This window comes from Lysinibacillus sp. OF-1 (assembly GCF_028356935.1).
Lineage (GTDB): Bacteria > Bacillota > Bacilli > Bacillales_A > Planococcaceae > Lysinibacillus > Lysinibacillus fusiformis_D.
This window is the reverse complement of record NZ_CP102798.1, coordinates 532388-550684: the sequence shown is the minus strand read 5'-3', so window position 1 is coordinate 550684 and position 18297 is coordinate 532388. Positions and strand designations below refer to the sequence as shown.

19 protein-coding genes are annotated in these 18297 nt (G+C 38.2%); 7 read left to right on the top strand and 12 right to left on the bottom strand.

The window, feature by feature from the left end; all coding sequences use genetic code 11:
• Window positions 1-79: 79 nt before the first annotated feature.
• A complete protein-coding gene (locus NV349_RS02610) occupies window positions 80-598 on the bottom strand; it encodes a YwhD family protein (RefSeq protein WP_036121521.1) in 519 nt (172 codons plus the stop codon).
• Between the two features lie 164 nt (window positions 599-762).
• On the opposite strand from NV349_RS02610, the gene NV349_RS02605 reads away from it, so the two are divergent.
• The gene (locus NV349_RS02605; protein WP_004231516.1) at window positions 763-948 is read left to right on the top strand and encodes a 2-hydroxymuconate tautomerase; all 186 of its coding nucleotides are present in this window, start codon (window positions 763-765) and stop codon (window positions 946-948) included.
• Window positions 949-1039: 91 nt separating this feature from the next.
• On the top strand, window positions 1040-1696 hold the full coding sequence (locus NV349_RS02600; RefSeq protein WP_036121527.1) for a class A sortase: 657 nt from the start codon (window positions 1040-1042) through the stop codon (window positions 1694-1696).
• Between the two features lie 619 nt (window positions 1697-2315).
• On the opposite strand, the gene NV349_RS02595 is transcribed toward NV349_RS02600, so the two are convergent.
• From NV349_RS02595 to NV349_RS02585, 3 genes are all read right to left on the bottom strand, one after another.
• On the bottom strand, window positions 2316-7523 hold the full coding sequence (locus NV349_RS02595) for a collagen binding domain-containing protein (protein WP_271912329.1): 5208 nt from the start codon (window positions 7521-7523) through the stop codon (window positions 2316-2318).
• Between the two features lie 380 nt (window positions 7524-7903).
• The gene (locus NV349_RS02590) at window positions 7904-9211 is read right to left on the bottom strand and encodes an HD domain-containing protein (RefSeq protein WP_080717019.1); all 1308 of its coding nucleotides are present in this window, start codon (window positions 9209-9211) and stop codon (window positions 7904-7906) included.
• A 579-nt stretch (window positions 9212-9790) separates the two neighbouring features.
• A complete protein-coding gene (locus NV349_RS02585) occupies window positions 9791-10018 on the bottom strand; it encodes a YuzB family protein (RefSeq protein ID WP_036117359.1) in 228 nt (75 codons plus the stop codon).
• A gap of 235 nt (window positions 10019-10253) precedes the next feature.
• Here NV349_RS02585 and NV349_RS02580 point away from each other — a divergent pair, with 235 nt between their 5' ends.
• Entirely contained in the window at window positions 10254-10904 is a 651-nt protein-coding gene (locus tag NV349_RS02580; RefSeq protein ID WP_036117361.1) for an RsfA family transcriptional regulator, read from the top strand.
• Window positions 10905-10945: 41 nt separating this feature from the next.
• On the opposite strand, the gene NV349_RS02575 is transcribed toward NV349_RS02580, so the two are convergent.
• Window positions 10946-11779 carry an octanoyl-[GcvH]:protein N-octanoyltransferase gene (locus NV349_RS02575; RefSeq protein ID WP_271912328.1) on the bottom strand — a complete coding sequence of 278 codons (834 nt, stop codon included), beginning with the start codon at window positions 11777-11779 and terminating at the stop codon, window positions 10946-10948.
• Between the two features lie 154 nt (window positions 11780-11933).
• Here NV349_RS02575 and hemQ point away from each other — a divergent pair, with 154 nt between their 5' ends.
• The gene (hemQ, locus tag NV349_RS02570; protein ID WP_036117365.1) at window positions 11934-12683 is read left to right on the top strand and encodes a hydrogen peroxide-dependent heme synthase; all 750 of its coding nucleotides are present in this window, start codon (window positions 11934-11936) and stop codon (window positions 12681-12683) included.
• 42 nt (window positions 12684-12725) lie between these two features.
• On the opposite strand, the gene NV349_RS02565 is transcribed toward hemQ, so the two are convergent.
• The gene (locus NV349_RS02565; protein WP_036117367.1) at window positions 12726-12908 is read right to left on the bottom strand and encodes a hypothetical protein; all 183 of its coding nucleotides are present in this window, start codon (window positions 12906-12908) and stop codon (window positions 12726-12728) included.
• A gap of 142 nt (window positions 12909-13050) precedes the next feature.
• On the bottom strand, window positions 13051-13221 hold the full coding sequence (locus NV349_RS02560; protein WP_170829838.1) for a hypothetical protein: 171 nt from the start codon (window positions 13219-13221) through the stop codon (window positions 13051-13053).
• 246 nt (window positions 13222-13467) lie between these two features.
• Here NV349_RS02560 and NV349_RS02555 point away from each other — a divergent pair, with 246 nt between their 5' ends.
• Both NV349_RS02555 and gerQ read left to right on the top strand, forming a co-directional pair.
• Window positions 13468-13893, top strand: coding sequence for a cell wall hydrolase (locus NV349_RS02555; RefSeq protein ID WP_036117377.1), 426 nt, complete (start codon window positions 13468-13470; stop codon window positions 13891-13893).
• Window positions 13894-13915: 22 nt separating this feature from the next.
• Complete coding sequence (gene gerQ, locus NV349_RS02550; protein WP_004227629.1) at window positions 13916-14251, top strand: spore coat protein GerQ; 336 nt, start codon at window positions 13916-13918, stop codon at window positions 14249-14251.
• An 83-nt stretch (window positions 14252-14334) separates the two neighbouring features.
• Here the strand turns inward: gerQ and NV349_RS02545 are convergent, their stop codons facing one another.
• The 5 genes from NV349_RS02545 to NV349_RS02525 form a co-directional block, all read right to left on the bottom strand.
• A complete protein-coding gene (locus tag NV349_RS02545; protein ID WP_036117381.1) occupies window positions 14335-15510 on the bottom strand; it encodes a M20 family metallopeptidase in 1176 nt (391 codons plus the stop codon).
• 163 nt (window positions 15511-15673) lie between these two features.
• Window positions 15674-16054: a DUF423 domain-containing protein gene (locus NV349_RS02540; protein ID WP_036117383.1), complete on the bottom strand. Its 381-nt coding sequence runs from the start codon at window positions 16052-16054 to the stop codon at window positions 15674-15676.
• Between the two features lie 26 nt (window positions 16055-16080).
• Window positions 16081-16347: a YwdI family protein gene (locus NV349_RS02535; RefSeq protein ID WP_036117384.1), complete on the bottom strand. Its 267-nt coding sequence runs from the start codon at window positions 16345-16347 to the stop codon at window positions 16081-16083.
• Window positions 16344-16523 carry a hypothetical protein gene (locus NV349_RS02530; RefSeq protein WP_036117386.1) on the bottom strand — a complete coding sequence of 60 codons (180 nt, stop codon included), beginning with the start codon at window positions 16521-16523 and terminating at the stop codon, window positions 16344-16346. The genes NV349_RS02535 and NV349_RS02530 overlap by 4 nt, the downstream gene beginning before the upstream one ends.
• 75 nt (window positions 16524-16598) lie before the next feature.
• The gene (locus NV349_RS02525; RefSeq protein WP_036117389.1) at window positions 16599-17276 is read right to left on the bottom strand and encodes a uracil-DNA glycosylase; all 678 of its coding nucleotides are present in this window, start codon (window positions 17274-17276) and stop codon (window positions 16599-16601) included.
• Window positions 17277-17451: 175 nt separating this feature from the next.
• Between NV349_RS02525 and thiD the strand changes: the two genes are divergently transcribed.
• The gene (thiD, locus tag NV349_RS02520) at window positions 17452-18282 is read left to right on the top strand and encodes a bifunctional hydroxymethylpyrimidine kinase/phosphomethylpyrimidine kinase (protein ID WP_036117391.1); all 831 of its coding nucleotides are present in this window, start codon (window positions 17452-17454) and stop codon (window positions 18280-18282) included.
• Window positions 18283-18297: the final 15 nt, after the last annotated feature.

Below are 18297 nucleotides of genomic sequence, written 5' to 3'. Positions count from 1 at the left end.
GTACTTTGTTTCAAACCCACTTTCAACCTAATATCGAAAGCGATCGCAAAATGTCACAGATTGTTCAATCATTATTGGTCTATTCGACAAATAAGTCTTGACGCAGTTGCTCATCACTACGTCCCCACAAATCTGGATTAAGTTGCTCTAGGAAAGTAGCCAACACTTTTTTAGACGGTGCATCCATATGCTCTACAATAATCTGACGCTTCATGGATTTATCCATTTTGTTCACATGGTCAGCTAGAATTTTATAGCCACGTCTCTTTTCACGGTTAACGACCATTTCACAAGCTGTTACACCCGCATAATAGGGTCCATCTTCTTTATGGTCTACCGTCACCCACACTAACCAATAGGATTTCCCACCTTCTGAATCAGCACGGTCCATCGTAAATTTAATACCTCGCTCAACATCACTTCGTGCATGCATGGCACCAATTTCAACAGTAGCTGTCCCCTCTTCTACATCAATCATAACGGGCGATACATTCTCTAATGAAAGTGAACCAATTCCAAACCCTTTATGTCCATCTGTTGGATCGTTTTTTATAATGGTAAAACCCATTTTTTGTTTTGGTTTTTCTTCATTTGCCATACTTAAATATCCTCCATTCTGCTATTATAAAGGAAAGCATATCGCGTATATTTTGTCGTATAACACACTATTTCTAACGCGCACTTATGCCTCAACGCAAGTAAGAAGTTTATACTTTCTTATAAACTAACTATACAACATTATTCTATAAAGGAGGCAATATTATGCCATACGTAACAGTGAAAATGCTTGAAGGTCGTACAGAGGAGCAAAAACGCGCCCTTGTAAAGGAAGTAACAGAGGCCGTTTCGCGTACAGTTAATGCACCTGCAGAAAATGTAACAGTTTTTATCGAAGAAATGTCAAAAAACCATTATGGGGTTGCAGGCGTTCGTTTTAGTGATAAATAAGATGAAGATGGGTAGAGCATCTTAGCTCTACCCATTTTTAAACTGACAATCATCGTTCCGTTATTTCAATAACTAGGATGTGTTATACAAAATGAATAAATTTAGACTGACCTTGCTCGTTTGCGTGTTACTTTTTGGCCTATTATTAATATTTATTAATCCGATTCAACATGCTATTATCGCTCATTTGAGTGACCAATTAAATACAACTGACTACAGCGTTAAAGACATTGAAAAAAACAAAAAAGCAGCAGCTGATTTTGAGTTTGAAGCCGTTCAATCATTATCTATCGCTGAGGTACTCCAAGCACAAGTAAAAGCTAGTAATATGCCTGTTATCGGCAGTATTGCTGTTCCAAGTGTACATATGCAGCTACCAATTTTAAAAGGTGTTGGCCATTCTGTACTTGCTATTGGAGCAGGTACGATGAAACCCAACCAACAGCTCGGTCAAGGGAACTATGCATTGGCTGGTCACTACTTTGAGGAAAAAGATATTTTATTCAGCCCACTCTATCAAGCACAAATTGGCGATATCATCTATATCACGGATATGAAAGATGTCTATGAGTATAAATTAACAACGAAAAAAATCATTGCTGCAACTGATGTTTATATCATTGACGATATTCCCAATCAAACTACACTAACATTGATTACATGTGCAGAAAAAGGTTCTAAACGACTGGCATTACAAGCAGATTTTGTTCAAAGCTACTCGTTAGAAAATGCCAAAGGAACCTTTTGATGCAAGCAATACGCAAAAAGCGCCATCCTAAAAAGGATGACGCTTTTTCATAGTGTTGAAAAACAAAACCATCCATAGAATTTATATGAAAGGTGAAAAAGGATTTCCGTTGCAGGCTACTTGCTTTCCTGTGGGCGAGCGCCGAGCCGCTTCCTCTGCTACCGCTCCGTTTAGAGGCTCGCCTGTCTCGCTATTCCCACGGGAGTCAAGTAGCCTTCCACTCCAATCCATAAAAATGTTCACTTTTTAGCAAAAAAGTGAAGGTATTCACTACTCTTTTATGGAGGGGTGTTGTCACACATCGCTTCTCCACATTGAAAGTAAGAGGCTATCCTCTCTTATAATATAAATAATGGGCTATTTTGTTCAGGAAAAGACACTTTTGCAGAATGGTTGATTGGAGTGGAGCCAGCGTCACTCCTAGGGGATTTAGCGTCACAGAGGAGACCCTGGAGCGAACGCAGTGAGTGGAGCGGCTCATCGGACGCCCCCTGGAAAGGACGCTGGCGGAACGGAAATCAACCCCTCGCCTTACAAAATTGCTTATTATGCCGTTGACATTACCTTTTTTCAACAACATGAAAAAGCGCCATCCTAAAAAGGATGACGCTTTTTCTTATTATACCTCTGTTTCACGGCGGCGCATAAACCATACTGCCCCAGCTACAAGTAGTAAACCAACAAAGACAAGAGCTGTTTGATTTGCTCCATCTGTTTGTGGTAATTTACCTTGTGCTCTTAGCAGCGCTTCTAAGCGTGCTGTGTCTGCCTTGATTTGATTAATATCAATCGCTTGGGCTACCTCTGCCTGTTGGTCTTTAGATAGCTTACTATATCTATTAAGGAAATCTTTATAGGCATCTAACGTATCTTTTGTAGCGTTAGATGGATGATATGGTGGTAATTGCTTCCCTTGATCAATCACATTTTGTACTGATGTACCACCATTATCAGGGGTCGTTGGTTTGTTAGGATCTGTCGTTGGCTTACTTGGATCCACTGGTTTATTTGAATCTGTGTTCGGCTTATTTGGATCTACCGGTTTAGTTGGATCTGGATCTGGATCTGGATTTGGATTATTTGGATCTACTGGTTTAGTTGGATCTGGGTTTGGCTTATTTGGATCTACCGGTTTAGTTGGATCTGGGTTTGGCTTATTTGGATCTACTGGTTTAGTCGGATCTGGGTTTGGATTGTTCGGCTCCACTGGTTGTCCTGGATCTGTTGTAGGTGGTGTCGGCTGTATTTTAGCCTCACATGTATTACCTACTGTAACTGTCCCAATAATGGTATTACCATTCTCCCTAACTATATATTTACCCGGTTTGATCAATGAGTGGTTAATCGTAATTTGCCCTTTGCTATCTGTAACAAATTCTATTAACCCATTCTCTTCTACCGCTTTACCATTTTCATCTGTAAACGTAACTTTCACACCTTCACGTGGCTGACCATACATATTGTTAATTGTTAATGTAAAGTTTGGACAAGCTGGAGCAATAGGTAATTCAGCTTTACAAGTTTGTTTATAAGAAACCTCAATTTCGCCTAAATAAACTTTGTTGTCGTAAACCTCATACTTTCCTGCAAGTACATCTTCAGAAATAAATGTAATACTACCATCTGCTTCTATCACTGTTGAAATAATGTTACCTTGTTTATCTTTAATGACAACATCTTTACCAGCCTTAACCAACACATTATTTTCATCTTTCAATGCTACAGTAAAGCGCTCGCAAGCCGGTTTTGGTTGAACCGTTGCTTGACAATGAATATTACTTGCGAAATCGCCAATTTTATTGCCATCCTTATCAAATACTACGTAAACACCTGGTTCTAAATCTTTTAATTCTACTTTACCGTCTTTTGTTTCCTCAGTAGCTATCGTCTTGCCATCTATATCTTTAATTGTTACTTCCGTTTTATCTGCTACTAATTCTCCATCAACATCTTTGACCGTTAATTCGAATGTTTCGCACTTCGGTGCTTGTATAATTGTAAATTCATAATCGCAGCTTTTCTTGTACGTTAGTGTGACTGTACCTAAGAATTGATTACCCTCATACAATGTATATTCACCAGGTTTTACACCATTAGTAGGATCGTTTTGATTGGATTCAACAATAAACTTACCTGATGCGTCAGGAGATACCTTTGTCACTACTGTAGTACCTTGCTTTAATGTTAATTCTAAAATATTAGTACGAATATTACCTTGATCATCTTTCACAACAATTGTGTAGTTTTCACATTTTGGTACTGGTTGAACCTCAGCTTTACATCCGCCGTCATATTTCACTGTTACCTTCCCTAATTCACCTTCAACTGAATGAGTTACTGTATACTCACCAGCAGTAAAATGATTCGGTAATGTCACTTTGCCATTTGTTACTGTGTACGGCGCTGTTTCTATACCATTGTGATCCTTTAATGTAACTGTGCCTGTTGTAATGGAATGACCATCAACATCCTTAATCGCTATTTCAAATTGTGTACAACTACCACCAATGATTGGTGTTGTATTGACAAGTTGTGTAATGAAGTCTGGTTGCTTATCTAGTGTCGTGTTTTCATCTAACTTAAATTTAAAGTCAGACATCTTACTATAACCAGTTGGTGCAGCTACTTCACGAATAAGATAATCGTTGTACGGTACATTTTCAAATGTGAATTCACCATTTACATCTGTAGTAGCTGTTTGGATAATATATTCATTCGGTTTTGCAGTTTTTTTAATAAGTTGGAATTCAACACCAGCTAAATTTTCTTTAAATTGGCCTGTAGCTGAATCGATACCAATCTTTTTAAATTTAGCACTGCCTCGTGTTGACGTAAAATCTGATTCAGAGCTACTAAAGCTAAATTTATCCTTATAGTCGCTCTCTGTTTTTTGATTAGCTTTTGTTTGACCCGTATAATGCAATGTTGCTGTATTTTCCAATGCATCCCCAAATTGACCAAAGCCTATTGTTTTATACTGTACTTGATACCCCTTTTGATTTAAATCAGGAAATTCGAGGCTAAAGCCACCTTGTGTATCGAATGTGACCGTTACCCCTAATTGCGAAGGTGTTTGCCAAGTAGTTCCTTTTTGAATACCAGTTTTAGATACTGTATATGGTGTTAATAGAATACTACTTTCCAATAACATTAAATTATTACCTGGTAAATCTGTTAAGATGACATTTTGACCTAAATTAGAATGAGATCTATTCACATCTAATGTCCAAGTAATTGTTTCTGTATTCGCGTTTTGTTGTGGTGTATTTTTTGTCACTAAATTATTCGCTACATCCTCGTCAATCGTTACTGGCTTTGATTCAAGCGTAAATTCTTGCGTACCTTTTGTTTTAAATGTGGCATCATTCGTGTAAACATTCCCTCTATCAGTAGCCGTATCAGAACCAATACCTAAAATATGATCGTCATCCATTGTGTTATAACGAACAACGTATGCTTGGTAGTTTATGTCTCCTGCTAAGGAATCACTGAATTTTAATGTAAAGCCTTTATCTGATTCAGCCGAGATTGTGTAATTACTCGAGTTAATCGGTGTAGTACCAATCGTTCCACCTGTATCACTACCACCTAAGTCAGTTAAAGGTAATACTTCAATTGTTCCTGGTAAATACTTATGTCCCTCACCAACTGTATCAATTAAAACGGCTCCATTAATATCCTTTTTATTGATATTCACTTTCACATCCCATGTAAATCGCTGCGTGGAGTAGTTAAAGGTTCCCGATTTGCTGCCATTGTTAACAGTAGTTGACTGTGGGATATAACTCGTTGAAGATGACTTTTTATATGTTTTACCGCCACTAGTCCACTCTGTAGCAGCTGTATTGCCATACCCTTGCTTTTGTACAGTACCCTCATCACCAATTGCGAAGCTCGTTTGATAAGTGATAGTTGATGTACTACCTGCTGGTACATTAATACCTGAAATTGTAAAGCCTTTTTTCTTATCTCCATCAATTAGAATATAAGTAGTTGCTATACCATTAAGCTTTACAGTGTTATCTATTAACTCATGCACCCCATCTGCAGCACCTGCTGTAAATGTATCTGTTAGTTTTAGGTTGTTAATTGGTTTAGTTGGATTATCAGATATAATGTCGACCGTCCATGTAATTACTTTTTTATCAAAATCAACTGTATATGATTTTTTTAATAAGTTTTCTGTAAGTGCATAGTCTATATTCTTCTCTTTACCTGAACCACTTGTCACACTATTGTTAAACAGACCTGCTTCATTTTCATAAAAATCCTGTTTAGTATAGTTCGCATCATACACTATTGTATAGGCATCTGAAATACCGTTATCAAAGGTTAATGTGAAACTTTTAACATCTCCAGTTGCAGGAGTAGGAGTAGGAGTAATAGTAAATCCACTTGTTACTCTATTAGCTTCCGAAACTGTTGTCGCCACATTGCCAGCCGCATCATTCATTTTATATACTTTAATGCTTGATGCATCAATTTCGTGAGGACCTTGGATTGTATCTTCAATATAGGCATCAGCTTGATCGATACTTAACAGATTATGATTATAATCAATACGCCATTTTGTTTCATAGTTTGTATTGCTCACTAGCTTTTTATCTAGTGCTTTACCATACGTAATGGTGTGAGTAGCCGTATTAGAAGTTTCTAGTTGCCCATTGTTAGTAAATAGTACCTTGTTATGAAAGTTAACTGCACCATCACGTTTATCAGCATCTAATGTTACAGACGTTTTGTACGTAATTTTATATGCATATTTACCAGTCAACTTACTTTCAATATCGCTCCAACTACCATTTGTAAGAACATTCGTTTCAGTACTTGTTCTTACACCATTAAGACCAACCACATATTGATATACATTCACGGAATTAGCCATAATTTCATGTGATGTTGGATCGTCTGTCAAAGTTGGATTGCTTAATGATTTACCCGCTTCATTAACCCATACTTGCCATTCCATTTCATGGTTACCACTTGCTGTTGGTGTAGGAGTGCCTAGTTTTGACTTACTTACCTTTTTGTTGCTCGTTGAAGGTAAAAAACTAAATTGTGCTTTAATTATCTCACTACCACCAGTGGCTGCTGGAATTTCCAGCTCTTGCTCAATGTTATCAGAAAGGAGGTTAAATCCAGAATTAAATGTAATGCTTAATTCCTCCGGTTGAGAGCTGCCTGAGCCTGGTTCCATACCGCTTAACTCTACACGTACTTTATTATCTGTAGTTACATAATTATATGTGATACCGTTCACTGTTCTGCTTCCTGTAAATGCCCCATCAAAGTCAATTAATGATTGCGGCAGTTGGAATTCAAACCAGCTCCCGTCTCCCCATGCTTCGCCTTGACTATCTTGCATTGGTACGGAAAATTTAACAGTGAAGTTAGCTGTTGTATTTGGATCTAGCTCTGTACCAAATTCACCTGCTCCAACCGTTGTTCCACCAATTTTCATCACAAATGATGATAGTGAAGCTGGAATTTCTTGAGCCGCTAATGGTGCCGCATTCATTGGCAATGTTTTCACAGGCTCAACTGCTGCTTTTTCTTCTTCAGGAGCCTCGCCCTCAGGAGCTTGCTCCGTGTTTTCATTTTCCGATGGAGTTGTAGAAAGGTCTTCTTCACCTGTGTAGTCTTCTGTCAAATCTGTGCCATCGTCGACAGGCGTAGATAGGTTTTCTGCCATTCCGGCCTCCGCACCATTGTCATTTGCGACTGGTGGTGTTGAAAGGTCATCTGCTGCAAATGCTGACAGTGGACTTAGTAGTGTTTGGAACACTAACAACATGGTCAGCATAGCAATGTTCATTTTTTTCCTCATGTCTCTCCTCTTTTCTAATAGATAGAGAGCTTGAATTGTTTGCTATGACGATAGCTTCCTTTCACTGTTTAGGAAAGGCGTGCTACAAACAATCAGTTGCTCCCTCTTTCCTAAAATTAACTTGTCACTCTTGTGAATAAAAGCCAAATTGTATGCTAACATAGGTCATAAGAATTAACAAATTATAGCCTTTTTCACTTTTTATTTTATAAGCACTACTTTTGTGACACCTACAATAATTGGCCTCACCCCCCTTTAGGATTTTTGTTCCATTATAACTAGGGGTCCTGAACAAATTCTAAACAAATCATGTATACATACAAAAAAGCAGTAAACAACGCTCTTATTTGAACGTGTTTACTGCTTTGTTTATTCTTATTTTATTTGCTGTCTTCTCTTAACAGTGTTAAGATTTGTTTTTTAATAGTTGAGTGAATAGAGTCATCCTCTAAGAAATCTAATGGAAAATAGATTTTATGGTCTCGTTTCATACGACCTGAAATGGAATCAACGATGATGGATTCACGCGAAAGCTCTCGTAGCTCGCCATTTTTCATTTCTAGAAAAATCGGCACACGCACCTCTTCCTCCCCAGGTCTATAAAAATCATAGGGCAAATCTGCCGTTGTATCATGAACAAGATAATAATCTGGATTCAGGTCTGCTTGCTTGAAAAGCTCTTGTAGTTTTTGATATTTATCTAGCTCAACACCGGGATCTAAATCAATGTATTGGAATAGCTTACGATTAACAAAGCGTCGACTTAAATCACTTAGAATAGCATCCCCCTCTTGCATCCATAGCTGAAAATATGTAAAAAGTATACTCTCATCTAAAGCAAGATAATCCTCTAATGTAATAGCATTGCGAAAAAATGCTAAGAAGTGAGTAGGTTCATGCTTAAATGTATAACCTTCTTGGCTTAATTGTTTAACTCTTTTTAAAATATTATTTAAAATAACTTCCGCACTCCGTGACACAGGGTGGAAATAAATTTGCAAGTACATTTGATAGCGGCTCATAATATAATCTTCCACTGCATGCATGCCTGTTGCTTTAATAACCACTTGGTTTTTACGTGGACGCATTACTCTTAAAATCCGCTCCATATCAAAGTGACCATAGCTGACACCTGTAAAATAAGCATCACGTTGTAAGTAATCCATACGATCCGCATCAATTTGGCTGGAAATTAAACTGATGACTTGCTTATTCGGATATGTCTTTTCAATCACTTGCGAGACCTTTTCTGGAAAATCATCTGCTACTTTTCTTAAAACAGCATTTACCTCTGTATCCCCTAATAAAATTTGCCTTGTATAGTATTCATGATCCAGTTCGAAGACATTTTCAAAGGCATGTGAAAATGGACCGTGCCCTAAATCATGCAAAAGGGCTGCACATAATACTAATAGTCTTTCCCCTTCATCCCAATCGGGACGACCGACGAAGATATCATCTACTATGCGGCGTACAATTTCGTAAACACCAAGTGAATGACTAAAGCGGCTGTGTTCCGCCCCATGAAATACTAAAAATGTGGTACCTAGCTGACGAACTCTGCGTAAACGCTGAAATTCTCTTGTACCCACTAAATCCCATATCACTTGATCGCGAACATGTACATATCGGTGAACAGGGTCTTTAAATACCTTCTCTTCTTGTAATTTAGCGTTTGCATATGTCATTTGGATAGCACCTCCATTTTGTGATAGTTCTATTATATGCCATAAATCTAGGACTAGCATACTTATTAACTTTTTTCTATAGATACTAACAACCTTTTTTCGCCATATGCCTATTTATTGTAAATTTCTATTGATCTAATATTCACAGCAACTTAAAAATATACAAAGCAAATGCTATACCTAATATGTAGAGATAGCAAAGTGTTGAAAAACAATGGCATTTTTATGAAAGATGAGAGGTGGGAAAGATTTTCCGTTCAACAAAATTTAGCAAAGCTTTTACAAATCAAACGAAGATGATGGTTGTTGAAATCAATCACTTCTCCACATTGAAAATTAAGAGGCTATCCTTTCTTTAAAAATAGAAATCATGGGCTATTTTATTCACTACTACTAGTATGTAAGACAAAAAAGACACTTTTGTAGTACGGTTGATTAGAGTGACGTCTCCCTGGAAAGGACGCTGGCGGAACGGAAATCACCTCCTCACCTTGCCAAAAGGTCATTTTCTACTAATGACAATATCTTTTTTCAACAACATGAAAAGCTATCCCTAACAAATAGAGATAGCTTTTTATTTTACTTATTCTTTAATTTTGCTAAAACCTTTTCCATTAGTTCGTCTTCTGTTAGTGCTGCAACAGGGCGACTATTTACAAAGGTGAATGTTTTTTTGCGTCCTGGGCCACAATAAGAATGACAGCCAATTTCGATGGTTGCATCAGGATCGATTTCCTTTAATTTTGGAATTAACGTCTTTAAGTTAACGGCCTGACATTCATCGCAAACTTTAAATTCGTTTGCCATTTTGTCAACAACCCTTTCTATATAGTATTTTTTCAACAAAATATCGCTCTATTGAACACATGACCTTCACATATTTAAGTATGCAGCATGTGCACAAACCTACATCGGGTATTGTATCGTACTTTTCCCCTTCTATTCAAGCATAATTCCTTCTACATAGATGAATAAAAGGTTAAAAGATTGGTCATGCTAGTCTTACATAACAAGTTCCAAATAAAGGTGGGAGGATTTTAAGATGAGTAAAATAAGACAAGATGCTTGGTTACAAGAAAACGATGAATTATTAGCAGAGGCGGTTATTCGTCATGTGACGGAAGGTAGCACACAGCTCAATGCTTTTGAAGAAGCTGGTGATGCATTAAATCGTACTGCTGCAGCCTGTGGTTTCCGTTGGAATGCGGTTGTTCGTAAAGAATATGAGGAACAATTAGCAGAGGCTAAAAAAGAAAGAAAAGAGAGAATGCGAGTGTTAGGAGCACCAGCGAGACGTCGTGCCTCTAGTATGTTTACCGTGAATAATAGTGCTGCGGAAGGAAAATCAATTCCGCTATCTGCTCTTTCTCTTGATATTGTGATAGCTTATTTACTACGTTTACAGCATTCTGGTGAAGTAGGAAATGAATCTTCAAAATGGAGACAGCTAGTACATGTAACATCTGAGAAAAATAAAAAACTAGAGAAAACTATTACAAAACTAGAGGAAGAAAATCGAGCAATCCGCAAAGATTACGAGCAGTTTGTTCAAATTATGAATCGTGCTCGACGTCTTGTAACACTGGATGAAGAAGAAGAGCGAATTGCACCCGTTTTCAAAATGGAGAAAAACGGAAATCTCGTAACAAGTGGCCCAGTTTATCAATCAGAAAATGGCGATGCGCTAAATTAGCAGCATCGCTTTTCCCTTTTATGTTTCATATAATCAGCCTATTATTTTCGTTCAAGCATTTTGGCATTACGCTCAAATACTCGCTGTAAATAGAAACCGTATAATGTTAATTCTTCATCATAGAAAGATTGTGGACGAACTTCCTCGGACAACTGATGAAGTAATTGCTGTAGACGAATAACCACCCCTTCTACTGTTAAATCGGGGTCAACAAGCTCTGATAATGATGCCATCACTTCAGGTACGATTTGAGGATAAATAAACTTTGTCTCCTCTTGTCGCAAGCTTACTTCATAAAAGTCACGAATGAGTGCCGCACGTTGTGAGCCACTTCCTTCAATACATAAATAAATTTGCACAGCCACTCCTTGGCGTAAGCGTCTTTGGGATATACCAGCAAATTTTTTCCCCTCAATACTTAGATCATAAGAGCCAGGGCAATAGGAGCCTACAATTTCATAAGCTTCTATTTTATCAGCTACTTCTGGAAACAATCCCTTCACAAGGTCTACCATCACATCATAGCCATCGTTTATACTAAGCGACTCTGATTGTTCAGACAATACAATAGAAATATTGAGGACTCCTTCATCTAGCACAACTGCTAATCCACCAGAGTTACGAACGATTGGATGATAGCCTCTAGACTCTAGTAAATCCATACCTTGCTGAACATACGGCAAACGATGATCTTGAATACCAAGCACAACGGATGCCTCATGGACCCATGTACGAATAGTTGGCGGAGAAGTTAATTGTCCAACTAATTGGCACAACGTATCATCCGTTGCAAACGATTCTAATGGTGATCGTTGCTTGGCACTAATGGATTGATCATAAAAACGCCAAATTGGCTGTTGTAAAATACTTTTCATATTGGTACTCCTCTAGTCACATATCTTCTTCTTAGAATACATCATCTTTAGTTGGTGTCAAATTCGTGAATTACTGTCATGAACTTAGGGATTTTGTACAAACTATGATAAACTAATTTTGAATGGTATTCACTTATAAAGGAGTGTTTCAATAATGAATGAAGCAGCAATTACATTAGATGGATGGTACGCTTTACATGATTTCCGCTCAATCGACTGGGCTTCTTGGAAACTTGTTTCTGCAGAAGAACGTCAAGCAGCAATAGAGGAATTTATTGCTTATTTAGAAAAATTGAACGAAGCAGATATCGCTAAAACAGGCGCTCATGCCTTTTATGCTATCGTGGGTCAAAAAGCTGACTTTATGGTTATGACATTGCGTGAAACAATGGATGAACTACAAGAGATTGAAGCAGAATTCAATAAATTAGCAATTGCTGATTTTACAATTCCTACATATTCTTATGTATCTGTTGTGGAGCTTTCAAACTATTTAGCTGGCGAATCAAATGAGGATCCTTACCAAAACCCACATGTACGTGCACGTTTATACCCAGAACTTCCACGTGCCAAATATGTATGCTTCTACCCAATGGATAAACGCCGTCAAGGCAACGATAACTGGTACATGCTATCAATGGATGAGCGTAAATCATTAATGCGTTCTCATGGAATGATTGGTCGTGGCTATGCAGGTAAAGTGAAACAAATTATTACTGGCTCAGTAGGCTTCGATGATCACGAATGGGGCGTAACACTATTCGCAGACGATGTATTACAATTCAAAAAATTAGTATATGAAATGCGCTTTGATGAAGTGTCTGCTCGCTATGGTGAGTTCGGTGCATTCTTCGTCGGAAACCTACTTGATAACGATAAATTAGTTAAGTTCTTAACTGTTTAATACACATAGAAAATGCGAGTCCTCCACAACGGACTCGCATTTTTAAATTTCGTTTTCTTCAGCATTCTCAGATTCAAATATTAAAATAATGATGTGAATAAAGAACCCAGTAAGAACCATGAGAAAAACTAAATACCAATTATATGGTTGATGATAGTATTCTGCTATCCCAACTGCTAAAAAAGCACTGATGATAATGGCTACAAACATACTAAAAATACGCATGAAAACGCTCCTTCTTGAAAGCAAAAATAAAGTCACTTTTAGTATGTCTCGCTCTATCTTTAATATACTTGTAATATAAAAAAGTGCCATCTCTCTGCGATGACACTTTGTTCATTCATCCATTCAATTTCTGCATACTTCCTCAAGAGTGTTCGTCCTTTACTTTTAAAATCAAAATAACAGTTTGAATAAAAAAACCGATTACAATTATGACAATAAAGAGATACCAATGGAGCGGCTGTCCATAAAACTCGCCCAATAGAAAAGCCAGTACCGCACTTAATAAAATTCCAAACCAAACTCCAATTTCCATAAGTACTCACCTCACATGTATTGAATACACATGCAAATCATCCATCTCACATTCCCCTAATTCTATCTTTTTCTATTTACCCGTTTTGACTAAAAGACTATCGGATCTTGTAGCGTTTTCAATTATTTTCTAGGCACTTATCGTTATGATTACTATATGCATAGTAACTTTAATGTGTGATTGTCTTTCTTATCAAAATTGAACATGTCTACAATACCCTCGTGCATATACTGTCTGCGAGGAGGTATGAAAATCGCTGTTATCAAGACGAATGATGCACAGACTGCCCTACTAGCAAGGCTAATGCGTGCCGAAGCAGAAGGTGAAGGAGAGCTAGGCATGCTGATGGTTGGGAATGTTGGCGTTAATCGTGTAAGAGGTGACTGTTTAGATTTTGGTGATATTCGAACGATTGAGCAAATGGTTTATCAGCGTCCGGGAGGCTTTGAAGCAACACAAAAGGGTTATTTTTATCAGCGGGCCCGTGAACAAGACATTCGTTTAGCGAAAAGGGTGATTCAAGGGGAAAGATTTCATCCAGCTACTCGCTCCTTGTGGTTTTTCATGCCAGCGGGGGATTGTCCCGCACAATGGTATGGTCAATGGAATACTGGCAGATTCAAATCTCATTGCTTTTTCTCGCCATCTGAACAAGATTGTCCTCAAATTTAAAAAGAAAGTAGGTTGATAATTGATGATGCCTTATTATTGGACACCAACAACGCAACAACAAATGACTCCTCCTCCAGTCACTCTTCCGAGCGGACGACCACCTGGTCGTGAGGAGTCCTATATAGAAAATATTTTACGTTTGAATCGCGGAAAACCAGCTACCTTCCATTTTTCTTTCGAACATGCTGTGGAACAGGGAAAAAATACAAAAACTGTTCGTGGTGTGGTAGAAGCCGCTGGTCGTGATCATGTCATTATTCGTGAACTAAAATCCAATCATCGCTTCCTATTCCCTATGATTTATTTCGATTTTGCTGAATACGATGAGGAAATGGCTTACTTTAATCAAAATCCATAATGCCATCTTGTAATGTAAAAATCCGCTATACGCTCACTGACAAAAGTCGATGAGTGTAGGCGGATTTTTATCATTCACTATATTTAGTGCTCTTTTAGATACGTTAAAGTTGCTTTCCCTAAAGTTTTCGCAGCTATTAGCATGGCACGTTCATCAAAATCAAAGCGTGCATGATGATGTGGATAGGCAGTTTCCCATTCCGGCTTTTTAGCACCTGTGAAGAAGAAAGTACCCGGTACCTTTTCTAAATAATAGGCAAAATCTTCCCCAATCATAAACGGTGGACATGTTATTACTTGCTCCACACCTGGAACAGTAGACGCCAACTGTGCTACAAACTCTGTTTCTTTTTGATGGTTATATACAGGCGGATAACCTCTTGTATAACGATATTCATAGCTTGCCCCAAATGCCAGACATGTCGCATTTAAAACTGCTTCTAGTTCCTGCTCCATTTGTGAACGTACTTCTTCTTCAAAGGTACGAATTGTTCCTGCTAAAATCACTCGATCCGCAATCACATTAAACGGATTAATAGCCTCCAAATGACCAATTGTTAAAACAGCTGATTTTAATGGATCAATGCGTCTTGAAACAAGTTGTTGAGCATTGACCACAAATTGTGAGGCAAGGGTAACAGCATCGATGGAATGATGTGGCTCTGCGCCATGACCGCCTTTCCCTTGAACCGTGATTTCTACTTTATCCGCAGCTGCCATAATGGCTCCATCCTTCACTAAAATTTCTCCTAGTGGTGTAGGCGCCCATAAGTGCGTACCAAAAATAACATCTACGCCATCTAAACAACCATCCTCTATCATTGGCTTTGCGCCACCTGGTGCTACTTCCTCTGCATGCTGGTGAATAAACACCACATTGCCTGTTATTTCATCCTTCATCGCATTGAGTGCTTTAGCTAGCCCAAGCAATGTTGCTGTATGACCATCATGTCCACATGCATGCATTTTTCCAGCTACTTTAGATTTATAAGGTACATCATTTTCCTCTTGTATCGCTAATGCATCAAAATCAGCACGTAATGCTACTGTCTTACCAGGTTTTCCGCTACATAATATAGCTACTACGCCACGTCCCCCTACTCCTTCACGAACCTCATGACCCAATTCTCTATGAAAAGCAGCTATATAGGCTGGCGTCTCCACTTCCTCAAAGGATAATTCAGGGTATTCATGTAAATGACGACGAATCCCTACCATTTCATTATAGTACCCATCTATTAATGCAAATAGTTTTTCCATACTACATAACCTCTCTTTTTGTATTTTCGAAATATTGCAAGTAATAATAGTAGTGTACTATAAATTCTTACAAAATGAATAGGATTTAAATCGCCAACGTAAAAAATTCGTTTATAACAAAAAAACTCTCCTACAAATAATGTAAGAGAGTCTTAACTTTAAATTAGCGAGCATGTTTTAAAGCAGATAAAATAATGAGTAACCATCCAGCTAAGAATAGGACGCCACCAATTGGTGTAATGGCACCCAATACTTTAATTCCACTTATCGCCAGTACATATAAGCTACCTGAGAAGAACACAATGCCCAGATTAAAGAAAATACCTGCTACATTTAATTGCTTTACTTCACCTAATAGTTTAGAGCTCATTAATAGACCAATGACCAGCAGCCCTGTTGCATGAAACATTTGATATTGAACAGCAGTCTCCCAAATTCCTCGGCTATATTCATCTAATATTTCCTTTAACGCATGTGCACCAAATGCACCCAATGCCACTGCTAATAGGCCATGAAGAGCACCTGTCACGATGAATCTTTTCATTTCTCGTACCCTACCTTTTAAATGGATTAAAAATCAAAAATGGAGTCACCATTTGCTCCATCTTCTTCAATTTTTGATGTGTATAAAGTTGCTTGTTTTGACTCAGACACAAGCATTTGAGGTATATGCTTAGGTGTTGTGATGGCTGGCGTATCGTTTGGAGAATCTAATACCACATCACATAATGCTCGAATAGCTGTAAGTGCCTCGCGAATTTGCTGATCATTTCCTGCATTTTTTGCGCCAGATAATTGTTTTTCAAGTTGCTGTATCACTGCTTGATAAGGAATCATGACATTCTCCCCCCTTCTATTTTTGGTACAAATTTTAAACACTCCATGCCTGAAGATTGCTTCACGACAACGGATGGTATTTGCTTTGTTTTAAAGCCATATGCTGCACAGGCTCGTGGCGTTTGAGGGTCCCAGGTTACTTTGAAAAATTGACACTTGAAACAATTCACCTTCATTATTGTCCCACACTTTCTTCTATATTAACTGTATCATGATTTATAAAGTGTATAAAGAAAACGATTTGTGCCAATCTATACTAGACACCAATCAATTGGCTGTTTGCCCCATTCCACCAATTGTTGATTAATTTTTGAATAAGGTTTACTACCAAAGAATCCTCGGTAAGCACTGAGTGGACTCGGATGTGGCGCTTCGAGTATAACATGTGGTGTTTTATATTTACGTATCAATTGCTTTTTACGCTGTGCTGGTTTACCCCACAGTACAAAAATTAGCGGCTCTTCCCTTGCTGCTAATTGGTCGATAACAGCGTCGGTAAATTGCTCCCACCCTTGATCTTTATGAGAATGAGCCTGTCCTGCTCGAACAGTAAGCACAGTATTTAAAAGCATAACACCTTGCTCTGCCCATTTTGTTAATGTTCCATTTGGAGGAATAGGACAGCCTAAATCATCTTGCAGCTCTTGCAACATGTTTCGCAAGCTTGGTGGATGTGGAATACCTGGTTTAACGGAAAAGCTTAAGCCATGTGCTTGATTCGGACCGTGATAAGGATCTTGTCCTAAAATAACAACCTTTACATCATGGTAAGCTGTTGTATAAAAGGCATTCATCACATCAGTCATTGGTGGATAAATCATTTGCGTCGAATATTCATTTGCTACAAATTGACGTAGTTTGTGATAGTATGGTTTTTTCAATTCTTCTGCGAGTATTTCTTGCCAATCATTCGGGAATACTTGTTTCATCGTTCTTTAAGCCCCTTTCTCTTCTTACAACGGTACAAAAAATCAAACATGAATTCAAGCATCAGTTCAAACTGACCATATATAAATATCATATTCTGACTATTTTTATAGAATCAGTTTCGGATTATACTAGATGGTAATTTTACAACTCTCAATGCTAAAGGAGATCTTTCAGATGACTCTAAAAAAAACATTAACAATTGCTGGTTCAGATACATCAGGTGGCGCAGGTATGCAAGCTGACCTGAAAACATTCCAGGAGCACGGTACATATGGGATGGTGGCTTTAACAGTAGTCGTAACAATGGATCCGAATGGCTGGACACATAACGTCACACCATTGCCAACAAAGCTTCTTCAAAAACAAATTGATACCGCCCTTTCAACAGGAATTGATGCCATTAAGACAGGAATGCTTTCAACAGAAGAGATTATTCGTATCGCTGGAGAAGCTATCGCAAAATCTGGCACTTCAAATGTCGTCATCGACCCTGTTATGGTATGTAAAGGTGACGATGAAGTACTGAATCCTGGAAATACTGATGCTATGGTGCAACATCTTCTACCACTAGCAACTATAACAACACCAAACCTTTTTGAAGCAGGACAATTAGCTGGCACAGGTACACCAAAAAACATTGACGACATGAAAATTGCTGCTCGTAAAATTCACGAACTAGGGGCTAAGGCTGTTGTCATTAAAGGTGGAAAAGCATTAGCTACTGAAAAAGCAACAGACCTTTTCTTCGACGGTGAAACATTCTTCTTATTAGAATCGGAAAAGGTCGCGTCTACTTATAATCATGGCGCTGGTTGCACATTTGCAGCTTCTGTAACAGCCAACCTTGCTAACGGTCTTTCTATTAAAGATTCTGTCATTGAAGCGAAAGAATTTGTATCTGCTGCCATCGCACATGGCTGGGCGCTAAATGAATATGTAGGACCAGTCATGCATGGAGCGAAATCTCGCTTTGGTGCTCCTCCAGTAACAGTAACTGAAATTTAACATAGAAAGGATGTC